Raw genomic sequence first — 24,492 nt, 5'->3', positions numbered from 1 at the left:
AAGAGTCGCCCTTCATTCTGCGTTGCGTACAGTTATTGCGAAACACGGCAATTGGTATTGGTCGGGCCGCGGGGACCAACTTCGCGGTAAGGGAGGATAAAAGTGCTGAACCGTTTTGCGACGCTTTTCGCGGCCGCGCTGCTCTGCGCCGCCACGCTGATTTCCACCGCAGGATCTGCCGCCGCGATCGACGTGCGCGCTGCCGTCCTCAGGGTCGACTACCAGGTCCAGCGCCCCATTTCGCGCTTCGACGAGGCGCCCGAGGATCTGGGCTTCGCCGGCGCCGCGCTGGCCGATCAGGACAACAACAGCACCGGCAGCTTCATGGGCCATACCTACGAGACTGTCCAGAAATCAGCCACGCCCGACACCGCCGATGCCGCCCTCGATGAAATCCTCGCCGACGGGATTCGCCTGATCGTCGTCCACGCACGGGATGAGGACGTTCTGCGCCTTGCCGACCGTGCCGCAGAAGAGGGCGCGCTGGTCTTCAACGCCCGCGCCGGCGATATGCCGATGCGCAACGAGGAATGCCGCGCCAACCTGCTGCACACCGCCACCAGCTATGCCCAGCAAGCCGACGCCATCGCGCAATTCGCCATCTGGAAAAAATGGCCGCGCTGGGTGCTCATTTCCGGCTCCAATCCCGCCGACATGGCACTGGCGGACGCCTACCGCCGCGCCGCCACCAAGTTCGGCGCCAACATCGTCGAGGAACGCACCTTCGAGGACACCGGCGGCGCCCGCCGCACCGACTCGGGTCACGTCCTCGTCCAGCGCCAGCTGCCCACTTTCATGCAGGGCCTGCCCGAGCATGACGTGGTCATCACCGCCGACGAGACCGACTATTTCGCCGCCTACCTCACCTATCACCTGTGGGATCCGCGCCCCGTGATGGGGTCGTCCGGCCTGCGCCCCGTGCAGATGCATGGCGGGCACGAAGCCTACGGCGCGACCCAGCTTCAGACCCGGTTCGAGGAATTGGCGGGTCGCTACATCAAGGACGCCGATTACAACGTCTGGATCGCCCTGCGTGCGGTGGGCGAAGCGGTGACCCGTGCCCAGACTGCCGAACCCGACGGCGTGAAGGACTACCTTCTCTCCGACCAGTTCGAACTGGCCGGTTTCAAGGGACAGGAAGTCACCTTCCGCGACTGGAACGGCCAAATGCGCCAGCAGGTCATGCTCTATGACGACCGCGTCACGGTCAGCGTCAGCCCGCAGGAAGGTTTCCTGCACCAGAACGCCGTGCAGGACACGCTCGGCCTCGACCGCGCGGAATCGGCTTGCACGGCCTTCAGCAACTAAGGGGAACACATGAAACTCAAGGCACTCCTTCTGACCTCCGCCCTGGCGCTCGCCGCCGGGCCCGCGCTGGCCGGCAAGGCCTTCGTCACCAACGAACGCGGCAACACCATTACCGTGGTCGATACCGAAACCTGGGAAGTGACCGACGAATTCTTCGCCGGCAACCGCCCCCGCGGCATCACCGCCAGCCCCGATGGCACCAAGATTTATGTCTGCGCCTCCGACGACAACCTCGTCCGCGTGTTCGATTCGGAAACCTACGAGGAACTGCCCTCGCTCCCCTCCGGCCCCGACCCCGAGCTTTTCATCATCGAACCCTCGGGCAAGCGGCTTTATATCGCCAACGAGGATGACAACCTGGTGACCGTCACCGACACCGACAGCCGCACCGTGCTGGCCGAGGTGCCCGTGGGCGTGGAACCCGAGGGCATGGGCATGAGCCCCGATGCCAAATGGGTCGTGAACACCTCCGAGACGACCAACATGGCGCATTTCATCTCGACCGAAGATTACGAGATCAAGCATAACGTGCTCGTGGACCAGCGCCCGCGCTACGCCCAGTATACCGCCGACGGCACGCGCCTCTTCGTGACGTCCGAGATCGGCGGCACCGTCAGCGTTATGGACATCGCCGAGGACGGCACGCCGACCCTGATCGAGAAGATCAGCTTCGAGGTTCCCAACGTGCAGCCCGAATGGCTGCAACCCGTGGGCGCCAAGGTCACCTCCGACGGCAAGCGTCTCTTCGTGGCGCTCGGCCCGTCGAACCGCGTCGCCGTGGTCGACGCCCAAAGCCTCGAGGTGCTCGACTACATCCTCGTGGGCCAGCGCGTCTGGCAGCTCGATTTCACGCCGGACGAGAAATACCTGCTGACGACCAACGGCAATTCCAACGACATCACCGTCATCGACGTGGCCAAGGAAGAGGCCGTGCGCTCCATCCAGGTTGGCGAACAGCCCTGGGGCGTGGTGACCATCGAATAATGAAGGAGACTGACACGATGAAGAAACTGATGATGGCCGCGGCCACCGCCGCTACCTGCCTCACCGGCCCCGCCGCCGCCGCACCGCTTTGCGACGACCTCGGCTTTGCCGGCCTGCTGGCCGCCTGCAATCGCGGCGACGACATCCCGATCACCCTCGCCTCGGGCCAGCCGCTGCACGAAACAGGCTCCGTGAACCTGCAATCGGGCGCCTATTACACGCTTGAAATCACCGCAGACGGATCGGCCGAGCTGGCCGTCACCGGCAGCGAATTCTTCCGCGCGATCTGGATGAACGAAATTGTCATCAACCAGATCGAGATCCGCCCCATGGCCGTCGATTCCCTCGAGTTCGACAAGGCGGGCGTGGCCACGATCTCTTTCATCGCCATCAAGCCGGGCAGCCACACGCTGCGCATCCCCGGCTCCACCGGCGAAACGCAACAAGTTACCTTCAACATCCAGTAACGGAGACCCCTCAAATGAAACGTATTTTCGCAATCGCGGCGCTTGTCGCCTCGCCCGCTCTCGCCGACGACCACGTCGATGCAGAAACGGTCGAAAAGATCGAGGCCTATCTCGCCTCCATCGAATGCCAGATGGACCCCGCCGATATCGAAGCCGAAGATGACGGCGGCTACGAACTTGACGACGTGATCTGCAAAGGCGGCAACCAGTTCGACATCGAACTCGACGCCGACCTGAACGAGGTCGAACGCCGCGCCGAGTAAATTCTCCGTTCTCCCGTGGAGTAAAGGCCCGCCATGTTGCGCATCATAGCATCTCTCTCCTTCTTGCTAAGCAGCATGGCGGCCTACGCCCAAGAGCCCCCCACGATCCGCGCCGCCACCCTCAAGATCGGCACGGTCAACTGGGAGCTTCAGACCATCGTCGACGAAGGCCTCGACGAGAAACACGGCTTCACCCTCGACATTCAGCCCTATGCCGACAATGGCGCCACCCGTATCGCGGTCGAAGGGGGCGAGGCCGACATGGCCGTCGCCGACTGGATCTGGGTCGCCCGCCAGCGTGCCGCGGGCAAGCCATACGTCTTCCTCCCCTATTCCCGCGCCGTGGGCGGCGTCGTGGTGCCGTCCGGCTCCAACGCCGAAACGCTGGCCGACCTGTCCGGGCAGAAAATCGGCATCGCCGGTGGCCCGCTCGACAAATCCTGGCTGATCCTGCGCGCCTATGCGCAGCAGGCGCATGACCTCGACCTGGAAGCGGAAACCGAACAGGTCTTCGGCGCCCCGCCCCTCATATTCCGCACCGCCCTTGACGGCGACCTCGCGGGGGCCATCAATTACTGGCACTACCTCGCCAAGATGAAGGCCGCCGGCATGCATGAACTCATTTCCGTCGACACCGCAGCCCGCGAACTGGGCCTCGACCCCGAGACGCCTCTCCTGGGCTACTACTTCAAGGAGGACTTCCTGTCGGAGAACCCCGACCTCGCCCAGTCCTTCTTTGAGGCCAGCCGCGAGGCCAAAACCCTGCTCATGTCCTCCGACGACATCTGGCAAGACCTGCGACCCATGATGAACGCCGACAGCGACGCCGAATTCGAGCAACTCCGCACCGACTGGATCGCTGGCATCCCGGCCCGCAAACCCATCGACACCGACGCCGCCCAAGCCCTGCTCAGCCTCATGCACGACCTCGGCGGCGCCGAACTGGTCGGCGAGGCTGACACACTCCCCGACGGCCTCTTCGCCGACGTCCAGTAAATGCAAACCAAGCTGACGCCGCTTCTCTCCATCGCGGGGCTTCTGGCCCTTTGGGTCGTGGCGTCAACGCTCAAGGCCGACCCGCAGGTCCTGCCCACCCCGTGGGCCCTCGCACCCCTGTTCGCCCAGGAAATTGCCAGCGGCGAGCTCTGGACCCACCTTTCGGCCACCCTTCTGCGCGTCCTATGGGCCTTCTGCCTCGCCATGGCCCTCGGCAGCGCCATCGGCCTCGCCATGGGCCGCTCCCCCGCGCTCGACCGCTGGCTCGACCCGTGGCTGGTGATCTTCCTCAACCTGCCCGCGCTGGTGCTGATCGTGCTCTGCTATCTCTGGATCGGCTTGACCGAGGCCGCCGCCATTGCCGCCGTCACGCTCAACAAGGTGCCCAACGTCGCCATCGTCATCCGCGAAGGCGCCCGTGCGCTGGACCCGCAGCTTGACGCGCTGGCCCGGGTCTACCGCATGTCCGGTTGGACGCGCCTGCGCCACGTTGTCCTGCCGCAACTCGGCCCCTTCATCGCCGCCGCCGCGCGGGGCGGCGTGGCCGTCATCTGGAAGATCGTTCTGGTGGTCGAATTCCTCGGCCGTTCCTCCGGCATCGGCTTCCAGATCCACCTCTATTTCCAGCTTTTCGACGTCGCCATGGTGCTGGTCTACGCGTTTTCCTTCATCACCGTGATGCTGCTGGTGGAATGGGCGCTGTTGCAACCGTGGGAACGCCACGCAACCCGGTGGCGCCGCGCATGATCACCGTCTCCATTTCTGAGAAACGCTTCGGCGACGACGTCGTGCTCGGCCCCATCGCTTTCGAGATCGCGCAGGGCGAAACCGTCGCCCTTGTCGGCCCCTCCGGCATCGGCAAGTCCACCCTCCTGCGGCTGGTCTCGGGCATCGACACCGATTTCACCGGCCACATCGACCGCCCCGAAGCGATGGCCATGGTCTTTCAGGAACCCACCCTGCTGCCGTGGCGCTCCGCCCTCGACAACCTCACGCTCCTGCACCCCGGCCTGCCCCGCGACCGCGCCCTCGCCGCGCTTGACGAGGTCGGCCTTTCGGGCAAAGAAACGCTTTTCCCCGGCCAGCTTTCCCTCGGCCAGCAGCGCCGCCTTGCCCTCGCCCGCGCCTTCGCCGGACAGCCCGACCTGCTGATCATGGACGAACCTTTCGTGTCGCTCGATGCCGTCGCCGCCGATCGGATGCTGACACTGACCGAGCAACTCATCGCCCGCCATCAGCCCGCGACGCTTTTCGTGACCCACGACATGGCCGAGGCGACACGGCTTGCACACCGGACCCTGACACTGGAAGGTGGGCCAGACGGCGCACAGCTCGCCGGAACGACAAAGGACCAGACCACGTGACCACAGGCCTGACCGTCAACGACCTCAGCTTCAACTACGGTGCCAAGCAGGCGCTGGACAACGTGGCGTTCGATGTCACCCCCGGCACCTTCTGCGCCCTCTTGGGCCCCAACGGCGCAGGCAAGTCCACGCTGATCGCCCTTCTGACCCGCCTGCTTGTGGCCCCCCAGGGCGATATCACCGTCGCAGGCCACGACATGCGCCGCGAGCCCCGCAAGGCCTTAGGCAAACTCGGCGTCGTCTTCCAGCAATCCACGCTCGACCTCAACCTGTCGGTCCGCCAGAACCTCGCCTATTTCGCCGCCCTCCAGGGCCTGCCGAAATCCGAGATCCCCGGCCGCATCGACGCTGCCCTCGACCAGCTCGACATGCGCCACCGGGCCGACGAAAAGGCCCGTGACCTCAACGGCGGCCACCGCCGCCGCACGGAACTCGCGCGGTCCCTCATTCACGACCCACACGTCCTGTTGCTCGACGAACCCACCGTTGGCCTCGACGCCGCCTCGCGGCAGGGCATCACGGACCATGTTCACGAGCTGACGAAAACCGGCCTCTGCGTCCTCTGGACCACCCACCTGACCGACGAGGTGCGCGACGGCGACGACCTCGTTGTCCTGCACAAGGGCCAGATTATCCACCGCGGCACCGCCGGGGATGCCCGTGGCGATCAAAGCCTGTCGGACTGGTTCCTGTCGCGCACGGGAGAGGTCGCATGACCGGCACCTTCCGCGTCGCAAAGGCGATCATCGCCCGCGAATTCCTGCGCTTCGTGCACCAGCGCGAGCGCTTCATCGCCGCGCTCGTCCGTCCCCTCGTCTGGCTGCTAATCTTCGCCGCCGGCTTCCGCGCCGCCCTCGGCCTGTCGATCATCCCGCCTTACCAGACCTACGTCACCTACGAGACCTATATCGTGCCGGGCCTCTGCGCGATGGTGCTCTTGTTCAACGGGATGCAATCCTCGCTCAGTCTGGTCTATGACCGCGAAATGGGCTCGATGCGCCTTCTGCTGACCAGCCCCTTCCCACGCTGGTGGCTGCTGATCTGCCGCCTCTTCGGCGCCACGATCATCTCGGTGCTGCAGGTCTACACCTTCCTCGCCATCGCGGCGGCGTTCGGCATCACCATGCCCACATGGGGCTACCTCGCGGTGCTACCCAGCCTGATCCTCGGCGGGCTGATGCTCGGCGGCCTCGGGCTGGTGCTTTCCAGCTTCATCAAGCAGCTGGAAAATTTCGCGGGCGTGATGAACTTCGTCATCTTCCCGATGTTCTTCATGTCCTCGGCCCTTTATCCGCTTTGGAAAATGGCCGAAAGCTCGCCGCTCCTGCGCGACATCTGCGCGCTCAACCCCTTCACCTACGCGGTCGAACTCATTCGCTTCTCGCTCTACCTGCAGATCAACTGGACCGCACTCGCCTGGGTTACAGGCAGCACCCTTGTCTTCTGCGCGCTCGCGATCTGGGGCTACGACCCCGCCCGCGGCCTGATGAAACGCAAGACCTGAGGACCGCTCAGATGTCGACCTCGGCAGTGTTCACCGTCCGGCAGCGCCAGCTGCGGATACGCGAATTGGGGTGTGAAACGACCCACTTCGCCAGTTCCGGCTGGGCGCCCATCAAACATTGCATCGGCGTGACATTGGTGAAAATCAGGCTGCGTTCGCGACACTGCGTCGGATCATTCGCCATACAGGCGATAAATAGGAGCTCGATCATGATGCTTCCTTTCAGGTTGCTGTGGTCCTCGCTCCCGTCAAGTTTCGGAGTAACCCACAAAACCCCTAAAAAAAGGGGAACCACAAAGTACGCACCAACATACATCAGAACTTGTGCGCAAAACATAAACAGGTTCACACATTTGCCCAATCGGAAGGCGATCCTGCCATGTCGTTGAAAACCCTCCTTGGCCTCGGCGCCCTCGCCTTGGGGGTCGGCACATGGGTCACAGCGCTGATACTTTGGTTGGGTCTGCTGGCCGTCTCCGACCGTCTGGACGCCACGCTCAAGGCCGAACAGCGCATGTCGGGCTATGCGGGCCTCTCGACGCAGGCCGCCACCTTCCTCGTCGTCGCGACCGAGGCCGTGCAGCGCGAACTGCCCGCCGGTACCCGGCTGGAGCGCCTCGAACCCGTGGTCGAAAATCTCCGAACTTCCTTCGAGCGCCTGCAACAGAACGTCGCCCAAGCCGTGCAGGAGGCCGAGGACCTCGGCATCGACGCCCAGTCCCGCTTCGGCACGCAATCGCTCGGCCTCGCCCGGATGGAGGCGCTGCTGAACAGCACAATGCGCGGCCTTGGCGACGACGAGATCGACCGCGCTCGCCTGCAAGCCCATATCGACAGTTTTGCCACTGGCTTTGACCCCCTGCTCAGCCAGGCCGTGCAGACCGAACAATTGTTCCGCAACGACATCCGCGCCGATATCGTCAGCCTGCGCCAAAAGCTGACGCTGGCCGCCATCGCCATCGCGGTCGCCGCGGTCCTGATGGTGCTGGCCTTTTATTTCGGCCTCATCCGCCCGCAATTCGCCCGGCTCGACCGCCTGCGCGATGCGGCACAGAAGATCGGACAGGAGGACTTCGCCATCGACCTGCCCGAAACCCGCCGGGACGAGATCGGCGGGCTTTACGCCGAGACCAATCGCATGGCCCACGCCCTCGCCGCTCGCAAATCCGCCGTCGAACAGGACCGCGCCCAACTCAACAGCATCATCGCCGCCCGCACCGAGGAATTGCGCGCCGCCAACGAAACCCTCGCCGAAATCGACGAGAATCGCCGCCGCTTCTTTGCCGATGTCAGCCACGAATTGCGCACGCCCCTTACCGTCATTCTGATGGAGGCCCAGATCGGCCGCGCCGCCGGCGGCGAGGAGGCCGACGCTTTCGCCACGATCGAGGCCCGCGCCGCGCGCCTCAATCGCCGAATCGACGACCTCTTGCGTGTCGCCCGCTCGGACAGTGGTCAACTGGCGCTCGATCACGCCACGGTCACCCTCCCCGACCTCATGAGCGAAGTGCACGACGAAGTGCGCGCCGAAGCCAACAACGCGGGCATGACCCTGACCCTCTCGGACATCCCCGACGTCACGCTCACCTGCGACCGCAACTGGATCCGACAGGTGCTGGTCGGCCTTGTCCGCAACGCCATCCGCCACGCCCGCGACGGCGGACAGGTGCGCCTCGACGCACGATCGGACGACCAGACCACCGAAATCGCCGTCATCGACAACGGCCCCGGCATCGCGCCCGAGGACCAGCCCGGCATCTTCAAGCGCTTCGCCCAAGCCGGCAGTGCCTCGGCCCAGGGCTTCGGCATCGGGCTGGCGTTAGCCCGCTGGGTGGTCGAAACCCATGACGGCACCATCACGCTTGAAAGCCCCGTCTCGCGCGACACCGCCCTCGGCGACGCACCCGGGACAAAGATCGCGGTTCGCCTTCCCCTTTCAACCGGCTAAAACGGCGCTATCCTCAACGCCGCAGCCGAGAAAGTGACCGCACCGCCATGACCCGCCTCCTGATCGTCGACGACGACCCGGAAATCACCTCCGCCCTCGCGCGGGGGCTGGGCCTGCATGGCTATGAGGCCGAGACGGCCAACCGCTATGACCACGCTCTCGAAAAGCTGCGCGCCGAGAGTTTCTCGGGCGCGATCATCGACGTCATGTTGGGCGCCGACAGTGGCCTCGACCTCGTGCGCCGTGCCCGTGAAAACGGCGCCACCCTGCCCATCCTGATGCTCTCGGCGCTGTCGGACGTGGAACACCGCACCGCCGGGCTCGAGGCCGGGGCGGACGATTACGTGGTCAAACCTTTCAGCTTCGATGAACTGGTGGCCCGCCTGCGCGTGCAGGAACGCCGCGCGACCTCCCAGCGCCCTCAGCCCGCCATTTTGACCGCCGACCGCGTCCTGCAGACCGAGACCGCCAAGGTCTCGCTGACCGAGCGCGAAGACGACCTTCTACGCCTTCTCATCGCCCACGACGGCACGCCCCTGCCCCGCGGCGACATCTTCGACGCACTCTGGCAGGCCGAAGGATCGGGTAACGAAAACGTGGTCGACGTCTATATCGGCTATCTGCGCAAGAAACTCCGCGACGCCGATTTTGCTTTCGAGATCAAGACGGTACGCAACCAAGGCTTCGTCATAGACGGCCTCGCACCACGTACCGAGCCCGGGAACCGGGACTAAAGTCTAAGCGTTTCAAAGAATATAAGAGTCGCAATGAAGCGGCCGAGTTGTCATATTCAACTCGTTATTCAAAGGAGGAAACCATCATGGCATGGGCAAAACCGATCATCCGCGAAATCGAATGCGGCATGGAAATCAACATGTACGGACCTGACTTCGACGAAGAGCGCGAAGTCCTGATCTAAGACTGCTTGCGCGCGGGAGGATACTTGATGTCATTCCGCGCGCAAATACTCGGCGCTGCTGCCGGGGGCGGCCTGCCCCAGTGGAATTGCGGTTGTGATAACTGCAATCTTGCACGTTCAGGCGACATACCCTCACAAACGCAATCGTCCCTCGCCGTCACCGGAAACGGTGTCGATTGGGCGATTCTGAACGCCTCTCCCGACATTAGGGAACAGATGTCGCACACGCCCGCGCTCTACCCCACGGACCTGCGCACGCTGCCGCTGACGTCCGTGCTGGTGACCAATGGCGATATCGACCACGTGGCCGGCCTGCTGACGTTACGCGAAATGCAGCCTTTCACGCTGTTCGCAACCAAGGGCATTCATGAGGTTCTGGCCGCAAATCCCATTTTCGACGCGCTCAATGCCGACGTCGTGACCCGCACCAACATCGCCCTCGACGAGCCTTTCGAACTGGCCTCCGACCTGACCGCGACGCTTTTCGCTGTCCCCGGCAAGGTGCCACTCTACATGGAGGGCGAGACGGTCGAAACCGACCTGATGGGCGAACAGACCGTGGGTGTCGTGCTGGAAAACGGCGACACGACGGCCTTCTACATTCCCGGTTGCGCCCGCCTCAACGATGACCTGCGAGAGCGCCTTCAAGGTGCCGACATGGTCTTTTTCGACGGCACGCTCTGGCGCGACGATGAAATGGTCCGCGCAGGGCTTGGAAAGAAGACAGGCAAACGCATGGGCCACATGTCCATGTCCGGCCCCGATGGCTCCATCGCCGCCTTCGCCGGGGTGGATATCGGAAAGAAGGTCTTCGTACACATGAACAACACCAACCCGGTGCTGCGCCCCGATTCGGCGGAAAAGGCCGAGGCACAGGCAGCGGGCTGGATTATCGGACAGGATGGAATGGAGATCACGCCATGACGCAAAGCCGCGAAGAGTTTGAGGCCCGCCTGCGCAAGATCGGCGCCGAGCGGTATCACGACCTGCACCCGTTCCACGACCGCCTGCATGGCGGCGACTGCACGCCCGATCAGGTTCGCGCCTGGGTGTTGAACCGCTACTACTACCAGCACACCATCCCCATGAAGGACGCCGCCTTCATGAGCCGCGTCGAGGACCCCGACCTGCGCCGGGCCTGGCGGTCGCGCATCGAGGATCACGACGGCACGTCTGAAAACGAAGGCGGCATAAAGCGCTGGCTCCGGCTGGCCGAGGCCGTGGGCCTCGACCCGGCTTACGTCGCCTCCCGCGAAGGCGTTCTGCCGGCCACCAAATTCGCTTGCGACGCCTATGTCCGCTTCGTCCGCGACAAAACGCTTTTGGAGGCTGTCGCCTCCTCCCTCACCGAGCTTTTCGCCCCCAAGATCCATGCCAACCGGATCGAGGGCCTGTTGAAGAACTACGACTTCGCCGACGACAGCTCGCTCAGCTATTTCAAGACCCGGCTAAAAGAAGCGCCCAAGGACGTTGCCTTCGGCCTCGCCTGGGTGCTCGACCACGCCGATACACAGGAAAAACAGGACGCGGCAGCGAACGCCCTGATCTTCAAGACAGACGTACTCTGGTCGCAACTCGACGCCCTCTGGAGCGCCTATGTCGAACCCGCCCGCATCCCGCCGGGCGGTTGGCAACCGGGCGAAGGGCTGCTGCTCGAAAGGGCCTCCTGATGATCGCCACCGACATTCCCTCCCTGCCCCGCGGCGTGCGCCTGCATTTCGACAAGGTGCGCGATACGTGGGTGCTGCTCGCGCCCGAACGCGCTATCACCCTTGATCAGATCGGCCACGCCATCCTGACCGAGGTCGACGGGCAGCGCAGCTTTGGCGAGATCACGCAGGTCCTGTCGGAGAAGTACAATGCCCCGGTCGAGCAGATCACCGAGGACAGCAACGGCTTCCTCACGGCCCTGCGCGACCGCAGATTTCTGGACGTAGCGCAATGAAAATACCCGCCCCCATCGCCATGCTCGCCGAGCTGACGCACCGCTGTCCGCTCTCCTGCCCCTATTGTTCCAACCCCGTGGAACTAGCCCGGCAGGACAGCGAGCTTGATACCGAAACTTGGGTCCGCGTCTTCGACGAGGCGGCAAGGCTCGGCGTGCTGCAACTGCACCTCTCGGGCGGCGAGCCCGCCTCCCGCCGAGACTTGGTGCCGCTCGTGCAGGCCGCGCGCGACGCCGGGCTCTATACCAATCTCATCACCTCCGGCATCGGCCTGACCGAGCGTCGGCTGAAGGAACTGGACGACGCCGGCCTTGACCATATCCAGCTGTCCCTGCAAGGCACCACGCCCGAAATGGCCGACGAGATCGGCGGTTATAATGGCGGCTACAAGCGCAAGATGCAGGTGGCCGAATGGATCGGCCAGATCGGCTTTCCACTGACGCTCAACGCCGTCCTGCACCGGCGCAACCTGCACCAGTTGCCCCGCGCCATCGAGATGGCGCAGGAGATGGGCGCCCGCCGCATCGAGGTGGCCACCGTGCAATTCCACGGCTGGGCCCTCAAGAACCTCGACACCCTCATGCCCACGAAAGAACAGGCGCGCGAGGCCACGCGCATCGTGGCCGAATCCCGCGCCGCTCTCAAAGGCAAGCTGGTGATCGACTACGTGTCGGCGGATTATCACGACGACTACCCCAAGCGTTGCATGGGCGGCTGGGGCTCGACGGGTCTCAACGTCGCCCCCGACGGGCAGGTCCTGCCCTGCCACGCGGCGCAGTCCATCCCGCATCTGGAATTCGAGACGGTCCGCGACAAGCCGCTGGACGAGATCTGGTACCAAAGCAGCGCCTTCAACGCCTATCGCGGCACCGACTGGATGCAGGAACCCTGCAAATCCTGCGACCGCAAGCTGGTGGATTTCGGCGGCTGCCGGTGCCAGGCCATGGCCATCGTCGGCGACCCCGCCGCAACCGACCCGGTCTGCATCAAGTCGCCGCATCACGGGGCGCTGCAGGCACAGGCGGACACCCACGCGTCCAACACCGACGCGCCGCTGGTCTACCGCACCATGCCCGGCAAGAAAGAGGTCGAACCGACCAGCTAAAGCGTTTGGCGAAAAACGTGCATCGCAAATTTTCGCGAAACGCAGTGCTCCGCCAAATCATTGCACGCGTTCCACCTTTACCTCACGCTTCGGCTTAAAGGCGGAACGCTTCAGTCCGCCTCAGAAGCAGACGATCTCGGCCTCGGCCTGTGCCCGTCGCAGCTCCGCCACAAGGTTCGCCGCGGCGGCTGAGCTATTGAAGACCGCCATGCGCTCGCCGCCCACCCGGCGCATCGACAACACCGTCTCGGCCTCCAGATATTCCTCGTAGGACAGGATCTGCGCCACCTCGTCCACCGAGCACGAGCATTTCTGCAGCATCTCGCGCGTCGTGCCGTTGGTGGACATGCAGGCGAACACGTAATCCGCCCGCGCCGCCGTGGGGAAATCGTTCAGCCGTTCCGCCGCGGTCTGGCCAAATGCCAGCCCCGGCGCCGCGATCATCATCGCAACCAGCGCACGCCCCACGCCGCCCCGGCCTCCGAGCCGGGGCCTCTTCTCTTGGCTCAGAGGTCCCGTGGCAAGCCCGGGGCGGGTTGCGCTTTCGTCTGTCGCCCGCGTTTTCATTGCGTCGCCTCCTCCAGCGTCTCAAAAGTCACTTCCGAGCGGTAGCCGTCGCCCCCCTCCGGCCCCGGCGCCTCAGCCAGAAGGTTCAGATACCAGCCCGGCACGTCCTCGGACATCGTGACCGTCAGCGTCAGGTCACCGAAGCCGCGCATCTGCGCGCGGTTCGGATCCTCGGCAAAGGGCTGCATTGTCACGGTCTGCGTCTCGACCATCTCGCCGTCATACTTGGCCTCGCCCATCGTCACCTCGTTGGGCTGCACCAGCGCCTCCTTCACCCGGTTGCGGATGTAGAACTTGCTGCCGCCGGCACTTTCGGCCATGTCGCGCACGGTGGACTCGTAGAAGAACATGATCATCGGGTTGCCCACGCTCGCGGGGAACTGCCCCAGCTTGCGGTACTTCTCGCCCTGCCGCAGTTCCAGCACCGCCATCGGGCTCTCGCCCTCGCCCACGGTCAGCGCCACCTTGCCGCTGTCACGCTCCGCGGCATCGGGGGCCAGCGCGTTGCTGACCTCGCGCTCGTAGACCAAGGACATGTCGCGCGACACATCGTCCAGCGTGCCGTTTTTGAACAACAGGTCATAGGTTTCCTGCCCGTTCAGCGGGGCGGCCACAGCCGTGGCACAGCTCAGGGCAACCCCGATCAGGGCGCTTGTCAGACGCGTCATCATGCTCAATCTCCTCCCTATTCGGACCAGACACTAAAGGCTCCGGCGGCGCTGTCACCGGCCACTTTCGTATCACCCCGCGCCTCGGCATCGCCTTGCTGACCGATCTTCCACGCCATCAGCGGGCGCAGCCGGTTCAGCTTCACCGGCTTGTAGATCACCGAGATGTCATAGGTCAGCCCTGCCGCCCTCACTCTCGGGCTGCGATCGGCGGTGATCAGGATCGCCGGCACGTGCGTCGCGGTCAGCTTGCGTACCTTCGCAATGGCATCCACCCCGGTCTCGTCATTATCCAGCGTGTAATCCGCCAGGATGATATCGGGCGCCATGCCCATATCCTCGACACAGGTCACCGCCTCGTCGATCGACCGGCAGGCCAGCACGTCGGCCCCCCATTGCTCCAACCGCTTGGTGGTGCCAAACAGCACATCCTCATCGTTCTCGATCAGCAGCACGATCTGGTTTTCCAGCAGGTCATCGGCATTGGATGCAAGGCTCAGCGGCTCATTGACCGCCGGCGCATCCGCGACCGTCTCCAGCTCGATCCGAAAGACCGACCCCACGCCGGGCTTCGATTTCACCGACAGCTTGTGCCCCAGCAGGCGACAGGCCCGCTCCACGACCGACAGGCCCAGCCCCACACCGGCGGCCAGCTTCTCGCCATCCGCACGGGCGAATTCCTCGAACACCCGCTGCTGGTCGCGTTTCGGAATGCCGATGCCGGTGTCCCACACCTCCAGCACCACGCGCCCCTTGCGGCGGCGGCACCCGACCAGCACGCGCCCCCCGGGCTGGGTATACTGGATCGCGTTCACCACCAGGTTCTGGATCGACCGCAACAGGTACACCGGGTCGGACCGCACCAGCACCGAACAGGGCACCATCTTCAGCCGCACGTTCTTTTGCTCGGCCACCAGGCTCTGGTCGGCATGGATACTGTTCATCATCGCCGTCAGGTTCACCACCAGCGGCGACACCGTGTCGGGCGCGGCACTTTCCAACCGCGAGATGTCCAAAAGCAGGTGCAGCAGTTGCTCGGTCGACCGGAACGACCCTTCCAACCGCTCGACCAGCCCGTGCATGTCGGTATCCCGCGACGTCTCCAACAGGGTCGAGATCAACAGCTTCGCGGCATTGATCGGCTGCAACAGGTCGTGCGAGGCGGCGGCCAGAAAGCGCGTCTTCGACGACACCGCCTTCTCCGCCTTGTCCTTGGCATCGCGCAACGCTTCCTCGACGCGCGCCTTCTTCTCGTATTCCTCGGTCAGCTTCTCGTTGGCCCGGGTCAGCTCGGCGGTGCGTTCCATCACCCGGCGTTCCAGCGTCTCGGTCGCCTGCGCCTCCAGCGTGACGTCCTCGACCTCCACCAGGTACCCGCTGTCGGGCATCTCGTGCATGTGCAGTTCCAGCACCCGCATCGGGCCCAACCGCACGCGCTGCCGAAAGGCACCCTGCTTGACCAGCTTGCGATACATTCCCTCGATGCTCGTATCGCCGCCTTCCACGGTCAGGCCGGTGTCGAACAGATAATCCACCAGCGCCGTCACCGGCTCACCTTCCGCAACATAGGATGCCGGCACGTTCAACAGCTCGCGGAACTGCGCGTTGTGCATCAGCACGCGCCCCCGGGACGTAAACGTGCACACGCCCGAGGTCAGCGTCTGGAACACCGCCTTCAGGTAATCCTCCTGCCGGTCGATCAGGCTTTCCTTTTCCGACCGGTTGCGCCGCACGAAATCGGTGATCTCGGTCAACAGCAGCACGACGTTGTCGCCGGACGTGTGCTGCGCGCTCAGCTGGAACCAGCGGTCGTCAGCCATCTCGATCATGACCGAGGTAATCACCCCCTCGTCGCGCCGCTTCTCCAGCGTGGCGGGCAGCGTGGCGAGGTTGCGGTCGGCCGAGCGGAAGAACTTACTCGACACCAGCCGCGCAAAGAACCGCCCGATCGACAGCCCGGTGTCGATCTTGTTCGAGATATCGGGGAAAAGCTGCAAAAACAGGTGATTGCATAGCTCCAGCTTGCCGTCGATAAAGAGCGCAAAGCCGCCTTCCATCGAGGACAGCGCCGCCACCAAGCTCTTGCGCATCCGCTCCTGCTCGCCGCGCACCGTCTCCAGTTCCGACACCGCGCGCGCCAGATCACGGCCCTGCGCCTGCATCTTCTCCTGCAATTCGATGGCCGACTGGAACGCGCGAAACGCCGAGGGGCGCACATCGTCCTGCCGGTTCGCGCGCCGCATCAGCGCGTCGATGATCCGCGCCTGGCGCTCGACCTGCACATCCAGCGGTTCGTCGGGGTTCACCAGCATCAGTTCAGCACCCGCGCTTCGGGTTTGAAGAACGCCACGCCCACGAAGGTCTGGTTCATGTGCAGGCCGGATTTCTGCTCGCCATAGGTGTTGAACCCGATCACACGGTGGGTGCGAAGGATGTCCGACACCTCCTGCGTCAACTGCTTGTGCTCGAATTCCAGCCGCCGCAGGAAACAGTCGAATCCAAGGATGAAATCCGGCTCGCGCCCCGCCGCATCCCGCGTCGACAGGCCCGCGTGCAGCGCATCCAGGCTGCCTTGCGCCTTGCCCAGCGTCAGGATCAACCCGTCGTCGATGGCCGCCAGCAACGACAGCGCGCCGCCCGGCTTGGCGTCGCTGATCGCACGGGCGTAATGCGTCAGGTTGTGGCGCAGCATCATCGGGTTTTCCGCGAACACCTCCGGGCTCAGCGCCTCGGGCGGGCAGCCGACCAGCCGCGCGTATTCCTCCGCCGCCGGCGCCCCGTTGATCTCGTAGACCAGCCTGTCCTCGGGATCGGCCGAGGTGATGACGATCTGCGCCCCCTCGGGCTGAAAATGATCAAAGGCCACGCCCTGAAACTGCAGGTCGGTCTCGATCAGCAGCAGCATCGCGGCATTGGAATGCGTCTCACCGTCATGCAGCACGAAGGTCCGCTCGAACTTCAGCCCGTCGCCCGCCGAGCCACCGAAAATCGGCACGTCGCCGAGAACCGCGTCGAGCGTCGAGACCAGCAGATCTTCCTGCTTGGACAACCCGTCCGCCACGATCAGCGCGAACCGGTTCCAGCCGGCGGTGTGGCGGAACCGCTCCGCCTGTTTCTGCGCCTCCGCGGCAAAGGCCGTGGCGTGGTCCGGGTGCAGGTCCCGGAATAGCATCGAGGCACAGCGGAAGTTCCTGCGCGGAAAGCCCATCAACAACAGCGCCTGGTCGTCATACCCGTCGGTGGTGATCTGCCCCGCCGAACTGCACCCGAAGACCGGCACGCCCTGGAAAGCCTCTGACAGGATCGCGCTGGTCTCCTGCACATCAAGGCTGTCGGGCAGAACCGCAAAGACGAAGCAAAGCCCTTTGCCCGCCAGCCCTTTGGCCGCCTCGGCGACCGCGCTCGCGGGATCCGCGGCCCGGGATTCCCCGATCATGACAAATTCAGGCGGGGCAGGCTTCACGCGACCGCGCCTAGTGCTGCAAAAAGGCGCGCGCCTCGGGTTCGGCATGACGCGCCATTACCGATTCCACGAACACCACCGCTTGGGTCCGGTTGCGCACATCCAGACGGCGCAAAAGCGCGGTGATATGCGCCTTGACCGTGGCTTCCGCCAGCGACAATTCGTAGGCGATCTGCTTGTTGGGCTTGCCCGCGCAGATCAGCTTCAGGATATTGACCTGCTGCGGCGTCAGGATGCTCAGCTCCGGCGTCGTCTTGAACAAATCGTCCTCGCCGCCTGCCTCCTCGACATTGACGTACTCGGCAGGAATATACCGCCGACCGGCGGTGATCTCGGACACCGCGAATTGCAACGTCTTGGCCGAGGCGTCCTTTGGCAGAAATCCCATCGCGCCCGACCGCAACAGCGTGTGAACCAGCTCGCTCGACGCCAGCGACGAGATCACAAGCACGCGCGCCTCGGGCAACCGTTCGCGCAATTTTTCGAAACCCGACACCCCGGTCACGTCCGGCAACTTCAGGTCGAACATCACCAGATCAGGGCAGAACCCTTGGTCCAGCAGACCGAAACACGCCTCAAGGCAGCCCGCCTTGCGGATTTTGCACTCGGGGAATCCCAGCGTCAGCGCCGTTTCCAGCGCGTCGCTGTACAGCGGATGGTCGTCCACGATCATCACCGACGACACAGGTTGCGCGTCCGCGCATTCATCTCTTGCTGCCAACATGACGATCCTCCCATGCAAGAAATTAGCACCAAATCGAGAATGATCAACCATTTGGCGCAGGCCTGTCCGAACCGGCAAGGCTTGGCCAATCGTCCGGAGGGCAAGTTCCCCGCGACAATGGAAAAGCCGCGGCACGCCCATGTGCAACTATCGGGCGAACCGCATCAAATCGCCCGGCCGGGCCGCGCCGGAATAGATTGCCCGATCCAGCTCCGCCAGCCGCGTGCGGTACGTCTCGGCCCCCGGACCCGCTCCTGACAGCGCCACCAGAGCCTTCCGCACCTCACCGACCCGCCCGGCCCGCGCCGCACAGCGCAGCGCGCGGCGCTGAGGGTGCCACCCCGGCACCCAGTCCGAGAGCCGTGGCACGCCTGTCCACGCCCGCCCACGCAGCCCCAGCGCAAGCGCAGCCGCGAAAACCGCCAGTGCAGCGGCCAGCGCCGGGCCGCCCGGCAACACCGCTTCGGCGGGTTCGGGCACAGCCTGCGCCGTTGCCGGGGCACCGGCCCCGCTTTCCGTCACGCGTTCGCCATAGGCCACTCGCTGCGCGTTGATCTCCACCGTCCGCTTTTCGCGCGTGGTGGTGTCGTAATAGTCAAAGCCCAGCGGCTCCACGACCGCCGACACGTCATTGCCCGGCCGGATCGTCCAGCGCCAGAAGGCGATGGTCTTCGGCCCTTCCGGCGTCAGCTGGATCAGCCGCTTTTCCGGGTGGGCGAAGATCATGCCCGAAGGCGAGCTCAGCTCCGGCATCGGCGGGATCATCTCGGGCGTGGCGCCCAGCGCCTCGACGCGGATCACCCGCAACACACCCTCCCCCGGCGTCAGCTGGTCGGGCGCGTTCGACCATTGGTCCGAAACTTCCAGTTGCCGCACCGGGAACCACCACTCGCCATCCGCCGGCGCCGGATCCACCTCGATCGTGATCGGCTCGGACGCAACGTCGTGCTCGAACCAGTCGTCGCCCTCGTCGGTCAGCGTCAGCCGGTGCCGAAACGCCCCGATGGTCAGGTCGCCGGGCCGCTCCGGATAAACCGCCATGCGCCGGATAAAGACCTTGACCTTACGCCCGTCCACCCGCTCCTCGCGCCAAGTGTCGGGTCCCAGCTGTGACCAGTTGAAACCCTCCAACTCCGGCTGCACCAGTTTTTCGCGGGTGATGTAGCGCCGATAGGTGCCGCGGATGGTCAAAAGCACCATTTCGCGCGTGAAGGGCGTCGCCTGCCGCTCTTCCACGCTGACCTCCAGCTTCAGTTCCCCCGGTCGCACCTCTCGCGTCTGCCCGGACGCGATTGCCGGGATTAGCAGCACGAACATCGCAAGCGCCAACACTCCGACCGCAAACACACGAACCACCCGTCCCGGACTTGATCCGGGACCTCTCGCCTTCCCAAGCGATAGAACCCGGCTCAGGGGCCGGAGCGGCACTGCGTCGCGCGTCTCACAGGCAATCATCATCCCGGGTCCTCCGGCTCGGGCGGCGACAGGCCCAGCTTCCGGCGCCGCTTGTGCTCCTGCAAGATCCGCTCGGACATGAATTCTCCCGGTACGTCCTCCAACTGCAACAGCCAGCGCTCGTCGGCGACCATGAAATAGTCCTTGAACACCCGCCGAACCCCCAGCTTGCCACGGCTTTCCAACTCCGCCATGCCCAGCACCGCGCCGGTATTGCTGACCCCGTCCCCGGTCGAGGCCGCGCGCGCGTCACCTTGCCCCACTTCCGCGTCGGCCGTCGGCCCGCGTTTGCGGTCAGGCAACAGCGCCAGCGCCTCGGGGTCAATGGCCAGCCCCGCGTAATACGCCGCCACCACATCGAAATTCGCCCGCGCCCTCGGGTCCCCCGCCGCAATGGCAAGATCGTAGGCTTCCAAAGCCTGCGCATACGCCCCCGCGAAAGTCCGCGCATTTCCAAGGTTGTAATCCTGCTCCGCTGCCGCGAACGCCTCAGCCGCCACGCCGAACTCGCCCGCACGAAACCGCGCCACGCCCTGCCACTCCGGCGCCTCGAACACCTCTGCCGCCCATCCCGGCAACCCGACCGACAACAGCACACGCCCCAGCGAAGCCGTTCCGCCCAGGCTCAACCCGGCCAGCAGGAACACCGCCGTTATCAACGCCAACCCCCTCATGCGCCCTGCCTGCGGAACAACAGCAGCATGGGCACGGCGGCCAGCAACAGCAGGTACCGCCCCATATCGCTCCAGAAAATCAAGGGATAGTCCTGCCGCTCCAGCCGTGCCGCCATGTCCTGACCCAGCCAGCCGGCCAGCGCCTCCGCGTCGTTCAACCCAAAGACCCGCCCGCCGCCTGCCTGCGCATGGGTCCGAAGCGCCGGCGCGTCCCCGATCCCCACCACCGACAGCCGCGCGCCCATCTCCGCCAGCCGCGCCGCCAGCCGCAAACTCTCCGGCCCCAGCCCCGCCCCATCGGTAAAGAGCACCACGTCGCCCGCGATAATCTCGGCCTCCTCCAGCCGCGCCACCGCCAGCGCCAGCGCCCGTTCGGGCCGCGTGCCCGGATCGGGCACCAGTTCCGGCCCGATCAGCGAAAACGTTTGCCCAAGCTGAAGATGGTCCAGCGTCATGCCCGTCGCCAGATAAGCATCCCCGCCGTAAACCACGATCCCCCCGGGCCGCGTGCCCAGGCTCGCCAGCCCGAACCGCCCCAGCGCCTGCATCTGCGGCCAGAGCACGTCCTCCGTCACGCTGCGCGACGCATCCACCACGAACAGCACGCCGTCAAGGTTGCGGAAACTTGGCGTGTCCCTCCGCTCCACCGCCGGGCCCGCTAGCGCCAGTACCGCAATCACCAGCACCGCCATCCCGGCCCAGAGGCCCGATCGCCCCGGCTGCGCCTCCACCCGGCCCAGCGCCGCCATCGCGCGGATCATGCCCGGATCCGCCGCCCGCTGCCAGTCGCCCAACCCCTGCCGCCGCGACCACAGCCACCACGCCAATCCGGCCAGCACTGGCAGCGCCAACAGCCACAGGGGCCGCAGCAATGTCACGTCGAGGCTCATGCCGGGTCCCTCGCGATCACAAAGAGGCACAGCAACGCAGCCGCCGCGGCCGGCCAGGGCCAGTAATCGCGATAGATTTCGGCGGCCAGCCCGTCGCTGTCATTCGCCTCCAGCCGGTCCAGCGCCTCGGCCACCTCTTGCAGATCCCCGGTCGTTCGCACCCGAAAGCTTTCACCGCCCGAGACCTCCGCAATCGCCCGCAAGGTCCGCGCATCCACCACGCCCCGCTCACCCTCTTCGGCACTCTCCAGGTCTTTGGGTCCCAGCGCGATCGTATGCACCCGCACGCCCATCCGGGCCGCCAGTTCGGCCACCCCCAGGGGCTTCGTCGCGCCCGCATTGTTCACCCCGTCCGACAGCAGGATCACCACCTTGCTCGCCGCATCGCTGTCCTTCATCCGCTTCAGCGCCAGCCCCAGCCCGTCCGAGATATTCGTCGCCCGCCCCGAAATACCGATCACCGAGGTCTCGATCTCCTGCGCCACCGCCTCGATGTCAAAGGTGAAAGGCGTCGCGTAATAGGCCTCCGATCCGAACACGATCAGCGCCAGCCGGTCGCCGCCCCGCCGCCGTGCGAACTCCGCGCCCACGGTCTGCACCGCCTCCATCCGCGTCACCTGCCGGCCGTTAAGGTCGAAATCGTCCCGCACCATCGAGCCCGACAAATCCAGCGCAATTGCCAGGTCCCGCCCCGACACCTTCAGCGCCGACACCGGCGCCAGGTCCCTCGGACCGGACAATGCCACCACCAGCAACCCCCAGGCCAGCCACAACGCCCCGTCGCGCAGCGGCACCCCGGCCACGCCCACGCCACCACGCCGCGCCCGCGCCAGCAGGTCCTCACCCACCCGGCGCGGCAGCACCAGCGCCCGGCCGCCCGCACTCCGCGCCGTCATTAAGCGCTGCACCAGCCACGGCAGTGGCAGCAGCAACAGCGCCAGCGGCTGGGCCAGCTCAAACATGCGCCCTGACCTCCGCCTCCACGTCGATCTGCGCGCCGGGCCGGTAAAGCTTAGGGCGCAGCGCACCATAGCGCTCCGGCGCCACCTCCTTCAGCAAGTGCAGAAGGCCCACGCGCCGCGCATCCTCGGGCAAGTCCCGCAGCGCCGCGATCCGCGCCTCAACCCCCGGCGCACCGGCACCGCGCCGCCGCGTCATGGCCAGCCGCATCAGTCCCACTATCGCCAGCGCAGCACACCCCGCCAGCCCCGCCGACACCAGCACATCCGCCATGGCATCGAGCGCGCCCCCCGGCGGCAGCCGTATATCCAGCAGGCTGTCGCGCATCGCCGCCTCAGACAGTGGCTCCCCGTTCATACTGCGTGCTCATCGTGATAGCGGATCAACACCCGCGCAGTCTCCCTCGGGTCGGCGCCCGCATCCACCACCAGCGCCTCGCGCCCCGCGATCCGCACCGCCGTCGGCACTGCGTCATTGGCCCCGATCCGCAAATTCGCCCGTCGCCCATCGGCCAGCCGCACCGGGTACCGCCCCGCCGGCAACGCATCGGTGTTGGACACCAGCAGCAGCCGTATGGCGCGGCGCTGCCCCAATCCATCCAACACCTTCACCAACTCTTCCCCCGGCGCGTCGAACCCCGAGGCGATTACGATCTCCGACCCTGACGGCGCCAGCCGTTCCAGCCGGTGCAGCGCCCGGTCCAGCGACAGCGCGCCGCCGGTCGCTCCCTTGTCCCGCGCCGCATCCTCCAGCGCCCGTGCATGGGCTTCCACCAGCCCGCCGATCACGTCCAGCATTCCGCGAATGCGCCCGCGCGGCGGCACCACGGTCACATCCCGGTCCGTCACCGCCAGCAGGCCCACGCGCCCGCCCTGTTCGATCAGCGGCCAGGCATCCAGCACCAATGCCTCGGCCGCGGCCACCGACAACAGCGCCCGGCGCAAGCCCCACAGCATCTCGCTGCGCATATCCGCCACAAGGTACCGCACCCGGTCCCGTTCCGCCTGGAACTGCCGCACATGCAGCTTGCCGGTCCGCGCCGTGCTCGCACGGTCCAGATGCCGGATGTCATCACCGGGCAGGTAATCCCGGATATCCGCCACCTCGATCCCCTGCCCCTTCACCCTTGTGGCATGACCGCCCGGCAGGGTGGCGCATTGCTCCGCCCCGCCCGGCCCGGTCAGCGCATGAGCGCGCAGCGCAATCAGGTCCCCGGCGGCAAGCCGGACCCCCGGTTGCTCCAGCGCAGCACTCACAGCGGCTCCACCGCTTTGACGATATCCGCCACCACGTCCCGCGCGCGCCGCCCCTCGGCCATCGCCCGCCAGCTCAGCACCATCCGGTGCGCCAGCGCGTCGGGCGCCAGCGCCGCCACATCCTCGGGCAGCGCATGGTCGCGGCCCTTCAGGAACGCCCGCGCCCGCGCCGCCGCCGCCAGCGCCAGCGTGCCGCGCGGCGACACCGCGTGCTGGATATCCCCGGCCAAATCGCCGCCCCGCGTCGCCATCACCAGCCGCACGATATAGTCGCGCAGCTCGGCGGCCAGGTGCACGTCCGCCACCGCCTTGCGCGCCTCCTTCAGACTTTGCTGACTGATCGTTGCGTCTGACGCCACCGCCTCGCCATGCGTCTCCGCCTCGACCAGGTTCAGGATCGCCCGCTCGGTCTCGAGATCCGGCAAGTCCAGCACCACATGCAGCAGGAACCGGTCCAACTGCGCCTCGGGCAACGGAAAGGTGCCCTCATGCTCGATCGGGTTCTGCGTCGCCACCACCAGGAACGGATCGGGCAGACCATGCGTCTCGCTGCCCGCCGTCACCTGCCCTTCGCCCATCGCCTCCAGCAGGGCCGACTGCACCTTGGGTGGCGCCCGGTTGATCTCGTCGACCAGCACAAGGTTGTGAAAAACCGGCCCTTTGACGAACTCGAAACTGCCATCCCCGGGCTTGTAGACCGGCGTGCCGGTCAGGTCCGCGGGCATCAGGTCGGGCGTGCACTGGATGCGCGCGAACGAGCCTTCCACCGCCTTCGCAAGGCATTTAACCGCCCGCGTCTTGGCCAGCCCCGGCGCCCCTTCGACCAGCAGGTGCCCCCCGGTCAACAGCGCGATTGTCATCCGCTCGATCAGGCTTTCATGCCCGATCAGCCCATCTCCCAATTGCTGCAACAATCCCGCGATATCTCGCTGGCCGGCCTCTTTCAGCACATCCTGTCCTCCCGAAACGCGGACGATTACCAGCACCGCGCGGTCTCTCCCTCCGCGCAGCGCATCACATCACATCAACGC

29 protein-coding genes are annotated in these 24,492 nt (G+C 65.6%); 16 read left to right on the top strand and 13 right to left on the bottom strand.

Going from position 1 to position 24,492, the window contains the following annotated elements:
* Positions 1-105: 105 nt before the first annotated feature.
* Genes FIU86_RS05650 through FIU86_RS05610 form a run of 9 tightly spaced genes read left to right on the top strand, consistent with a single transcriptional unit; the run spans position 106 to position 6,886 of the window.
* Entirely contained in the window at positions 106-1,308 is a 1,203-nt protein-coding gene (locus FIU86_RS05650; protein WP_254703996.1) for an ABC transporter substrate-binding protein, read from the top strand.
* Positions 1,309-1,317: 9 nt separating this feature from the next.
* Positions 1,318-2,292: a YVTN family beta-propeller repeat protein gene (locus FIU86_RS05645; RefSeq protein ID WP_103764928.1), complete on the top strand. Its 975-nt coding sequence runs from the start codon at positions 1,318-1,320 to the stop codon at positions 2,290-2,292.
* Positions 2,293-2,309: 17 nt separating this feature from the next.
* Positions 2,310-2,759 (top strand): hypothetical protein, encoded by a 450-nt coding sequence (locus FIU86_RS05640; RefSeq protein WP_152474170.1) that lies wholly within the window; start codon positions 2,310-2,312, stop codon positions 2,757-2,759.
* Between the two features lie 14 nt (positions 2,760-2,773).
* Positions 2,774-3,022 (top strand): PepSY domain-containing protein, encoded by a 249-nt coding sequence (locus FIU86_RS05635; RefSeq protein ID WP_103764927.1) that lies wholly within the window; start codon positions 2,774-2,776, stop codon positions 3,020-3,022.
* Positions 3,023-3,055: 33 nt separating this feature from the next.
* Positions 3,056-4,018, top strand: coding sequence for an ABC transporter substrate-binding protein (locus tag FIU86_RS05630; protein WP_152474169.1), 963 nt, complete (start codon positions 3,056-3,058; stop codon positions 4,016-4,018).
* Positions 4,019-4,765 carry an ABC transporter permease gene (locus FIU86_RS05625; protein ID WP_152474168.1) on the top strand — a complete coding sequence of 249 codons (747 nt, stop codon included), beginning with the start codon at positions 4,019-4,021 and terminating at the stop codon, positions 4,763-4,765.
* Positions 4,762-5,382 carry an ABC transporter ATP-binding protein gene (locus FIU86_RS05620; RefSeq protein ID WP_152474167.1) on the top strand — a complete coding sequence of 207 codons (621 nt, stop codon included), beginning with the start codon at positions 4,762-4,764 and terminating at the stop codon, positions 5,380-5,382. The genes FIU86_RS05625 and FIU86_RS05620 overlap by 4 nt, the downstream gene beginning before the upstream one ends.
* Complete coding sequence (locus FIU86_RS05615) at positions 5,379-6,098, top strand: ABC transporter ATP-binding protein (protein WP_152474166.1); 720 nt, start codon at positions 5,379-5,381, stop codon at positions 6,096-6,098. The genes FIU86_RS05620 and FIU86_RS05615 overlap by 4 nt, the downstream gene beginning before the upstream one ends.
* Entirely contained in the window at positions 6,095-6,886 is a 792-nt protein-coding gene (locus tag FIU86_RS05610; RefSeq protein ID WP_103764923.1) for an ABC transporter permease, read from the top strand. Before FIU86_RS05615 ends, FIU86_RS05610 begins: the two co-directional genes overlap by 4 nt.
* Before the next feature lie 7 nt (positions 6,887-6,893).
* Here the strand turns inward: FIU86_RS05610 and FIU86_RS05605 are convergent, their stop codons facing one another.
* Positions 6,894-7,097 carry a hypothetical protein gene (locus FIU86_RS05605; protein WP_152474165.1) on the bottom strand — a complete coding sequence of 68 codons (204 nt, stop codon included), beginning with the start codon at positions 7,095-7,097 and terminating at the stop codon, positions 6,894-6,896.
* A 168-nt stretch (positions 7,098-7,265) separates the two neighbouring features.
* Here FIU86_RS05605 and FIU86_RS05600 point away from each other — a divergent pair, with 168 nt between their 5' ends.
* The 7 genes from FIU86_RS05600 (at position 7,266) to pqqE (ending at position 12,804) form a co-directional block, all read left to right on the top strand.
* A complete protein-coding gene (locus tag FIU86_RS05600) occupies positions 7,266-8,834 on the top strand; it encodes a HAMP domain-containing sensor histidine kinase (protein ID WP_152474164.1) in 1,569 nt (522 codons plus the stop codon).
* A 47-nt stretch (positions 8,835-8,881) separates the two neighbouring features.
* Positions 8,882-9,568 carry a response regulator transcription factor gene (locus tag FIU86_RS05595; RefSeq protein ID WP_152474163.1) on the top strand — a complete coding sequence of 229 codons (687 nt, stop codon included), beginning with the start codon at positions 8,882-8,884 and terminating at the stop codon, positions 9,566-9,568.
* Positions 9,569-9,654: 86 nt separating this feature from the next.
* Positions 9,655-9,753: a pyrroloquinoline quinone precursor peptide PqqA gene (gene pqqA / locus FIU86_RS05590; protein WP_057796095.1), complete on the top strand. Its 99-nt coding sequence runs from the start codon at positions 9,655-9,657 to the stop codon at positions 9,751-9,753.
* Positions 9,754-9,780: 27 nt separating this feature from the next.
* The gene (pqqB, locus tag FIU86_RS05585) at positions 9,781-10,677 is read left to right on the top strand and encodes a pyrroloquinoline quinone biosynthesis protein PqqB (protein WP_152474162.1); all 897 of its coding nucleotides are present in this window, start codon (positions 9,781-9,783) and stop codon (positions 10,675-10,677) included.
* The gene (pqqC, locus tag FIU86_RS05580) at positions 10,674-11,423 is read left to right on the top strand and encodes a pyrroloquinoline-quinone synthase PqqC (RefSeq protein WP_152474161.1); all 750 of its coding nucleotides are present in this window, start codon (positions 10,674-10,676) and stop codon (positions 11,421-11,423) included. Before pqqB ends, pqqC begins: the two co-directional genes overlap by 4 nt.
* Positions 11,423-11,698, top strand: coding sequence for a pyrroloquinoline quinone biosynthesis peptide chaperone PqqD (gene pqqD / locus FIU86_RS05575; RefSeq protein ID WP_152474160.1), 276 nt, complete (start codon positions 11,423-11,425; stop codon positions 11,696-11,698). Before pqqC ends, pqqD begins: the two co-directional genes overlap by 1 nt.
* The gene (pqqE, locus tag FIU86_RS05570; protein ID WP_152474159.1) at positions 11,695-12,804 is read left to right on the top strand and encodes a pyrroloquinoline quinone biosynthesis protein PqqE; all 1,110 of its coding nucleotides are present in this window, start codon (positions 11,695-11,697) and stop codon (positions 12,802-12,804) included. Before pqqD ends, pqqE begins: the two co-directional genes overlap by 4 nt.
* 120 nt (positions 12,805-12,924) lie before the next feature.
* On the opposite strand, the gene FIU86_RS05565 is transcribed toward pqqE, so the two are convergent.
* The 12 genes from FIU86_RS05565 to FIU86_RS05510 all read right to left on the bottom strand — a co-directional run bounded on the left by FIU86_RS05565 (position 12,925) and on the right by FIU86_RS05510 (position 24,411).
* Complete coding sequence (locus FIU86_RS05565) at positions 12,925-13,251, bottom strand: hypothetical protein (RefSeq protein ID WP_152476959.1); 327 nt, start codon at positions 13,249-13,251, stop codon at positions 12,925-12,927.
* A gap of 116 nt (positions 13,252-13,367) precedes the next feature.
* On the bottom strand, positions 13,368-14,042 hold the full coding sequence (locus tag FIU86_RS05560) for a hypothetical protein (protein ID WP_172977440.1): 675 nt from the start codon (positions 14,040-14,042) through the stop codon (positions 13,368-13,370).
* A 14-nt stretch (positions 14,043-14,056) separates the two neighbouring features.
* Complete coding sequence (locus FIU86_RS05555) at positions 14,057-16,351, bottom strand: ATP-binding protein (protein ID WP_254703951.1); 2,295 nt, start codon at positions 16,349-16,351, stop codon at positions 14,057-14,059.
* Positions 16,351-17,475, bottom strand: a complete 1,125-nt coding sequence (locus FIU86_RS05550; protein ID WP_172977439.1) for an FIST N-terminal domain-containing protein — start codon at positions 17,473-17,475, stop codon at positions 16,351-16,353. Before FIU86_RS05550 ends, FIU86_RS05555 begins: the two co-directional genes overlap by 1 nt.
* A gap of 37 nt (positions 17,476-17,512) precedes the next feature.
* Positions 17,513-18,226, bottom strand: coding sequence for a response regulator transcription factor (locus FIU86_RS05545; protein ID WP_152474157.1), 714 nt, complete (start codon positions 18,224-18,226; stop codon positions 17,513-17,515).
* A 147-nt stretch (positions 18,227-18,373) separates the two neighbouring features.
* Positions 18,374-19,573 (bottom strand): hypothetical protein, encoded by a 1,200-nt coding sequence (locus FIU86_RS05540; RefSeq protein ID WP_254703950.1) that lies wholly within the window; start codon positions 19,571-19,573, stop codon positions 18,374-18,376.
* Positions 19,574-19,680: 107 nt separating this feature from the next.
* The gene (locus tag FIU86_RS05535) at positions 19,681-20,355 is read right to left on the bottom strand and encodes a hypothetical protein (RefSeq protein WP_152474156.1); all 675 of its coding nucleotides are present in this window, start codon (positions 20,353-20,355) and stop codon (positions 19,681-19,683) included.
* Positions 20,352-21,245, bottom strand: a complete 894-nt coding sequence (locus FIU86_RS23005; protein WP_172977438.1) for a VWA domain-containing protein — start codon at positions 21,243-21,245, stop codon at positions 20,352-20,354. The genes FIU86_RS05535 and FIU86_RS23005 overlap by 4 nt, the downstream gene beginning before the upstream one ends.
* Positions 21,242-22,207: a VWA domain-containing protein gene (locus FIU86_RS05525; protein ID WP_152474155.1), complete on the bottom strand. Its 966-nt coding sequence runs from the start codon at positions 22,205-22,207 to the stop codon at positions 21,242-21,244. The genes FIU86_RS23005 and FIU86_RS05525 overlap by 4 nt, the downstream gene beginning before the upstream one ends.
* On the bottom strand, positions 22,200-22,562 hold the full coding sequence (locus FIU86_RS05520) for a hypothetical protein (protein ID WP_152474154.1): 363 nt from the start codon (positions 22,560-22,562) through the stop codon (positions 22,200-22,202). Before FIU86_RS05520 ends, FIU86_RS05525 begins: the two co-directional genes overlap by 8 nt.
* Complete coding sequence (locus FIU86_RS05515; RefSeq protein WP_152474153.1) at positions 22,559-23,461, bottom strand: DUF58 domain-containing protein; 903 nt, start codon at positions 23,459-23,461, stop codon at positions 22,559-22,561. The genes FIU86_RS05520 and FIU86_RS05515 overlap by 4 nt, the downstream gene beginning before the upstream one ends.
* A complete protein-coding gene (locus tag FIU86_RS05510; protein WP_245890574.1) occupies positions 23,458-24,411 on the bottom strand; it encodes a MoxR family ATPase in 954 nt (317 codons plus the stop codon). Before FIU86_RS05510 ends, FIU86_RS05515 begins: the two co-directional genes overlap by 4 nt.
* Between the last annotated feature and the right edge of the window lie 81 nt (positions 24,412-24,492).

The organism is Roseovarius sp. THAF9, assembly GCF_009363715.1.
GTDB lineage: Bacteria > Pseudomonadota > Alphaproteobacteria > Rhodobacterales > Rhodobacteraceae > Roseovarius.
The sequence above is the reverse complement of the archived record's forward strand: the minus strand, read 5'-3'. Positions and strand labels throughout refer to the sequence as shown.

Bases quoted from the DNA above. Each gene is read 5' to 3' on its own strand.
- FIU86_RS05645 (WP_103764928.1), top strand. From the start codon at position 1,318: ATGAAACTCAAGGCACTCCTTCTGACCTCCGCCCTGGCGCTCGCCGCC.
- FIU86_RS05640 (WP_152474170.1), top strand. From the start codon at position 2,310: ATGAAGAAACTGATGATGGCCGCGGCCACCGCCGCTACCTGCCTCACC.
- FIU86_RS05635 (WP_103764927.1), top strand. From the start codon at position 2,774: ATGAAACGTATTTTCGCAATCGCGGCGCTTGTCGCCTCGCCCGCTCTC.
- FIU86_RS05630 (WP_152474169.1), top strand. From the start codon at position 3,056: ATGTTGCGCATCATAGCATCTCTCTCCTTCTTGCTAAGCAGCATGGCG.
- FIU86_RS05625 (WP_152474168.1), top strand. From the start codon at position 4,019: ATGCAAACCAAGCTGACGCCGCTTCTCTCCATCGCGGGGCTTCTGGCC.
- FIU86_RS05620 (WP_152474167.1), top strand. From the start codon at position 4,762: ATGATCACCGTCTCCATTTCTGAGAAACGCTTCGGCGACGACGTCGTG.
- FIU86_RS05610 (WP_103764923.1), top strand. From the start codon at position 6,095: ATGACCGGCACCTTCCGCGTCGCAAAGGCGATCATCGCCCGCGAATTC.
- FIU86_RS05605 (WP_152474165.1), bottom strand. From the start codon at position 7,097: ATGATCGAGCTCCTATTTATCGCCTGTATGGCGAATGATCCGACGCAG.
- FIU86_RS05600 (WP_152474164.1), top strand. From the start codon at position 7,266: ATGTCGTTGAAAACCCTCCTTGGCCTCGGCGCCCTCGCCTTGGGGGTC.
- FIU86_RS05595 (WP_152474163.1), top strand. From the start codon at position 8,882: ATGACCCGCCTCCTGATCGTCGACGACGACCCGGAAATCACCTCCGCC.
- pqqA (WP_057796095.1), top strand. From the start codon at position 9,655: ATGGCATGGGCAAAACCGATCATCCGCGAAATCGAATGCGGCATGGAA.
- pqqB (WP_152474162.1), top strand. From the start codon at position 9,781: ATGTCATTCCGCGCGCAAATACTCGGCGCTGCTGCCGGGGGCGGCCTG.
- pqqC (WP_152474161.1), top strand. From the start codon at position 10,674: ATGACGCAAAGCCGCGAAGAGTTTGAGGCCCGCCTGCGCAAGATCGGC.
- pqqD (WP_152474160.1), top strand. From the start codon at position 11,423: ATGATCGCCACCGACATTCCCTCCCTGCCCCGCGGCGTGCGCCTGCAT.
- pqqE (WP_152474159.1), top strand. From the start codon at position 11,695: ATGAAAATACCCGCCCCCATCGCCATGCTCGCCGAGCTGACGCACCGC.
- FIU86_RS05565 (WP_152476959.1), bottom strand. From the start codon at position 13,251: ATGATGATCGCGGCGCCGGGGCTGGCATTTGGCCAGACCGCGGCGGAA.
- FIU86_RS05560 (WP_172977440.1), bottom strand. From the start codon at position 14,042: ATGATGACGCGTCTGACAAGCGCCCTGATCGGGGTTGCCCTGAGCTGT.
- FIU86_RS05555 (WP_254703951.1), bottom strand. From the start codon at position 16,351: ATGCTGGTGAACCCCGACGAACCGCTGGATGTGCAGGTCGAGCGCCAG.
- FIU86_RS05550 (WP_172977439.1), bottom strand. From the start codon at position 17,475: ATGATCGGGGAATCCCGGGCCGCGGATCCCGCGAGCGCGGTCGCCGAG.
- FIU86_RS05545 (WP_152474157.1), bottom strand. From the start codon at position 18,226: ATGTTGGCAGCAAGAGATGAATGCGCGGACGCGCAACCTGTGTCGTCG.
- FIU86_RS05535 (WP_152474156.1), bottom strand. From the start codon at position 20,355: ATGAGGGGGTTGGCGTTGATAACGGCGGTGTTCCTGCTGGCCGGGTTG.
- FIU86_RS23005 (WP_172977438.1), bottom strand. From the start codon at position 21,245: ATGAGCCTCGACGTGACATTGCTGCGGCCCCTGTGGCTGTTGGCGCTG.
- FIU86_RS05525 (WP_152474155.1), bottom strand. From the start codon at position 22,207: ATGTTTGAGCTGGCCCAGCCGCTGGCGCTGTTGCTGCTGCCACTGCCG.
- FIU86_RS05520 (WP_152474154.1), bottom strand. From the start codon at position 22,562: ATGAACGGGGAGCCACTGTCTGAGGCGGCGATGCGCGACAGCCTGCTG.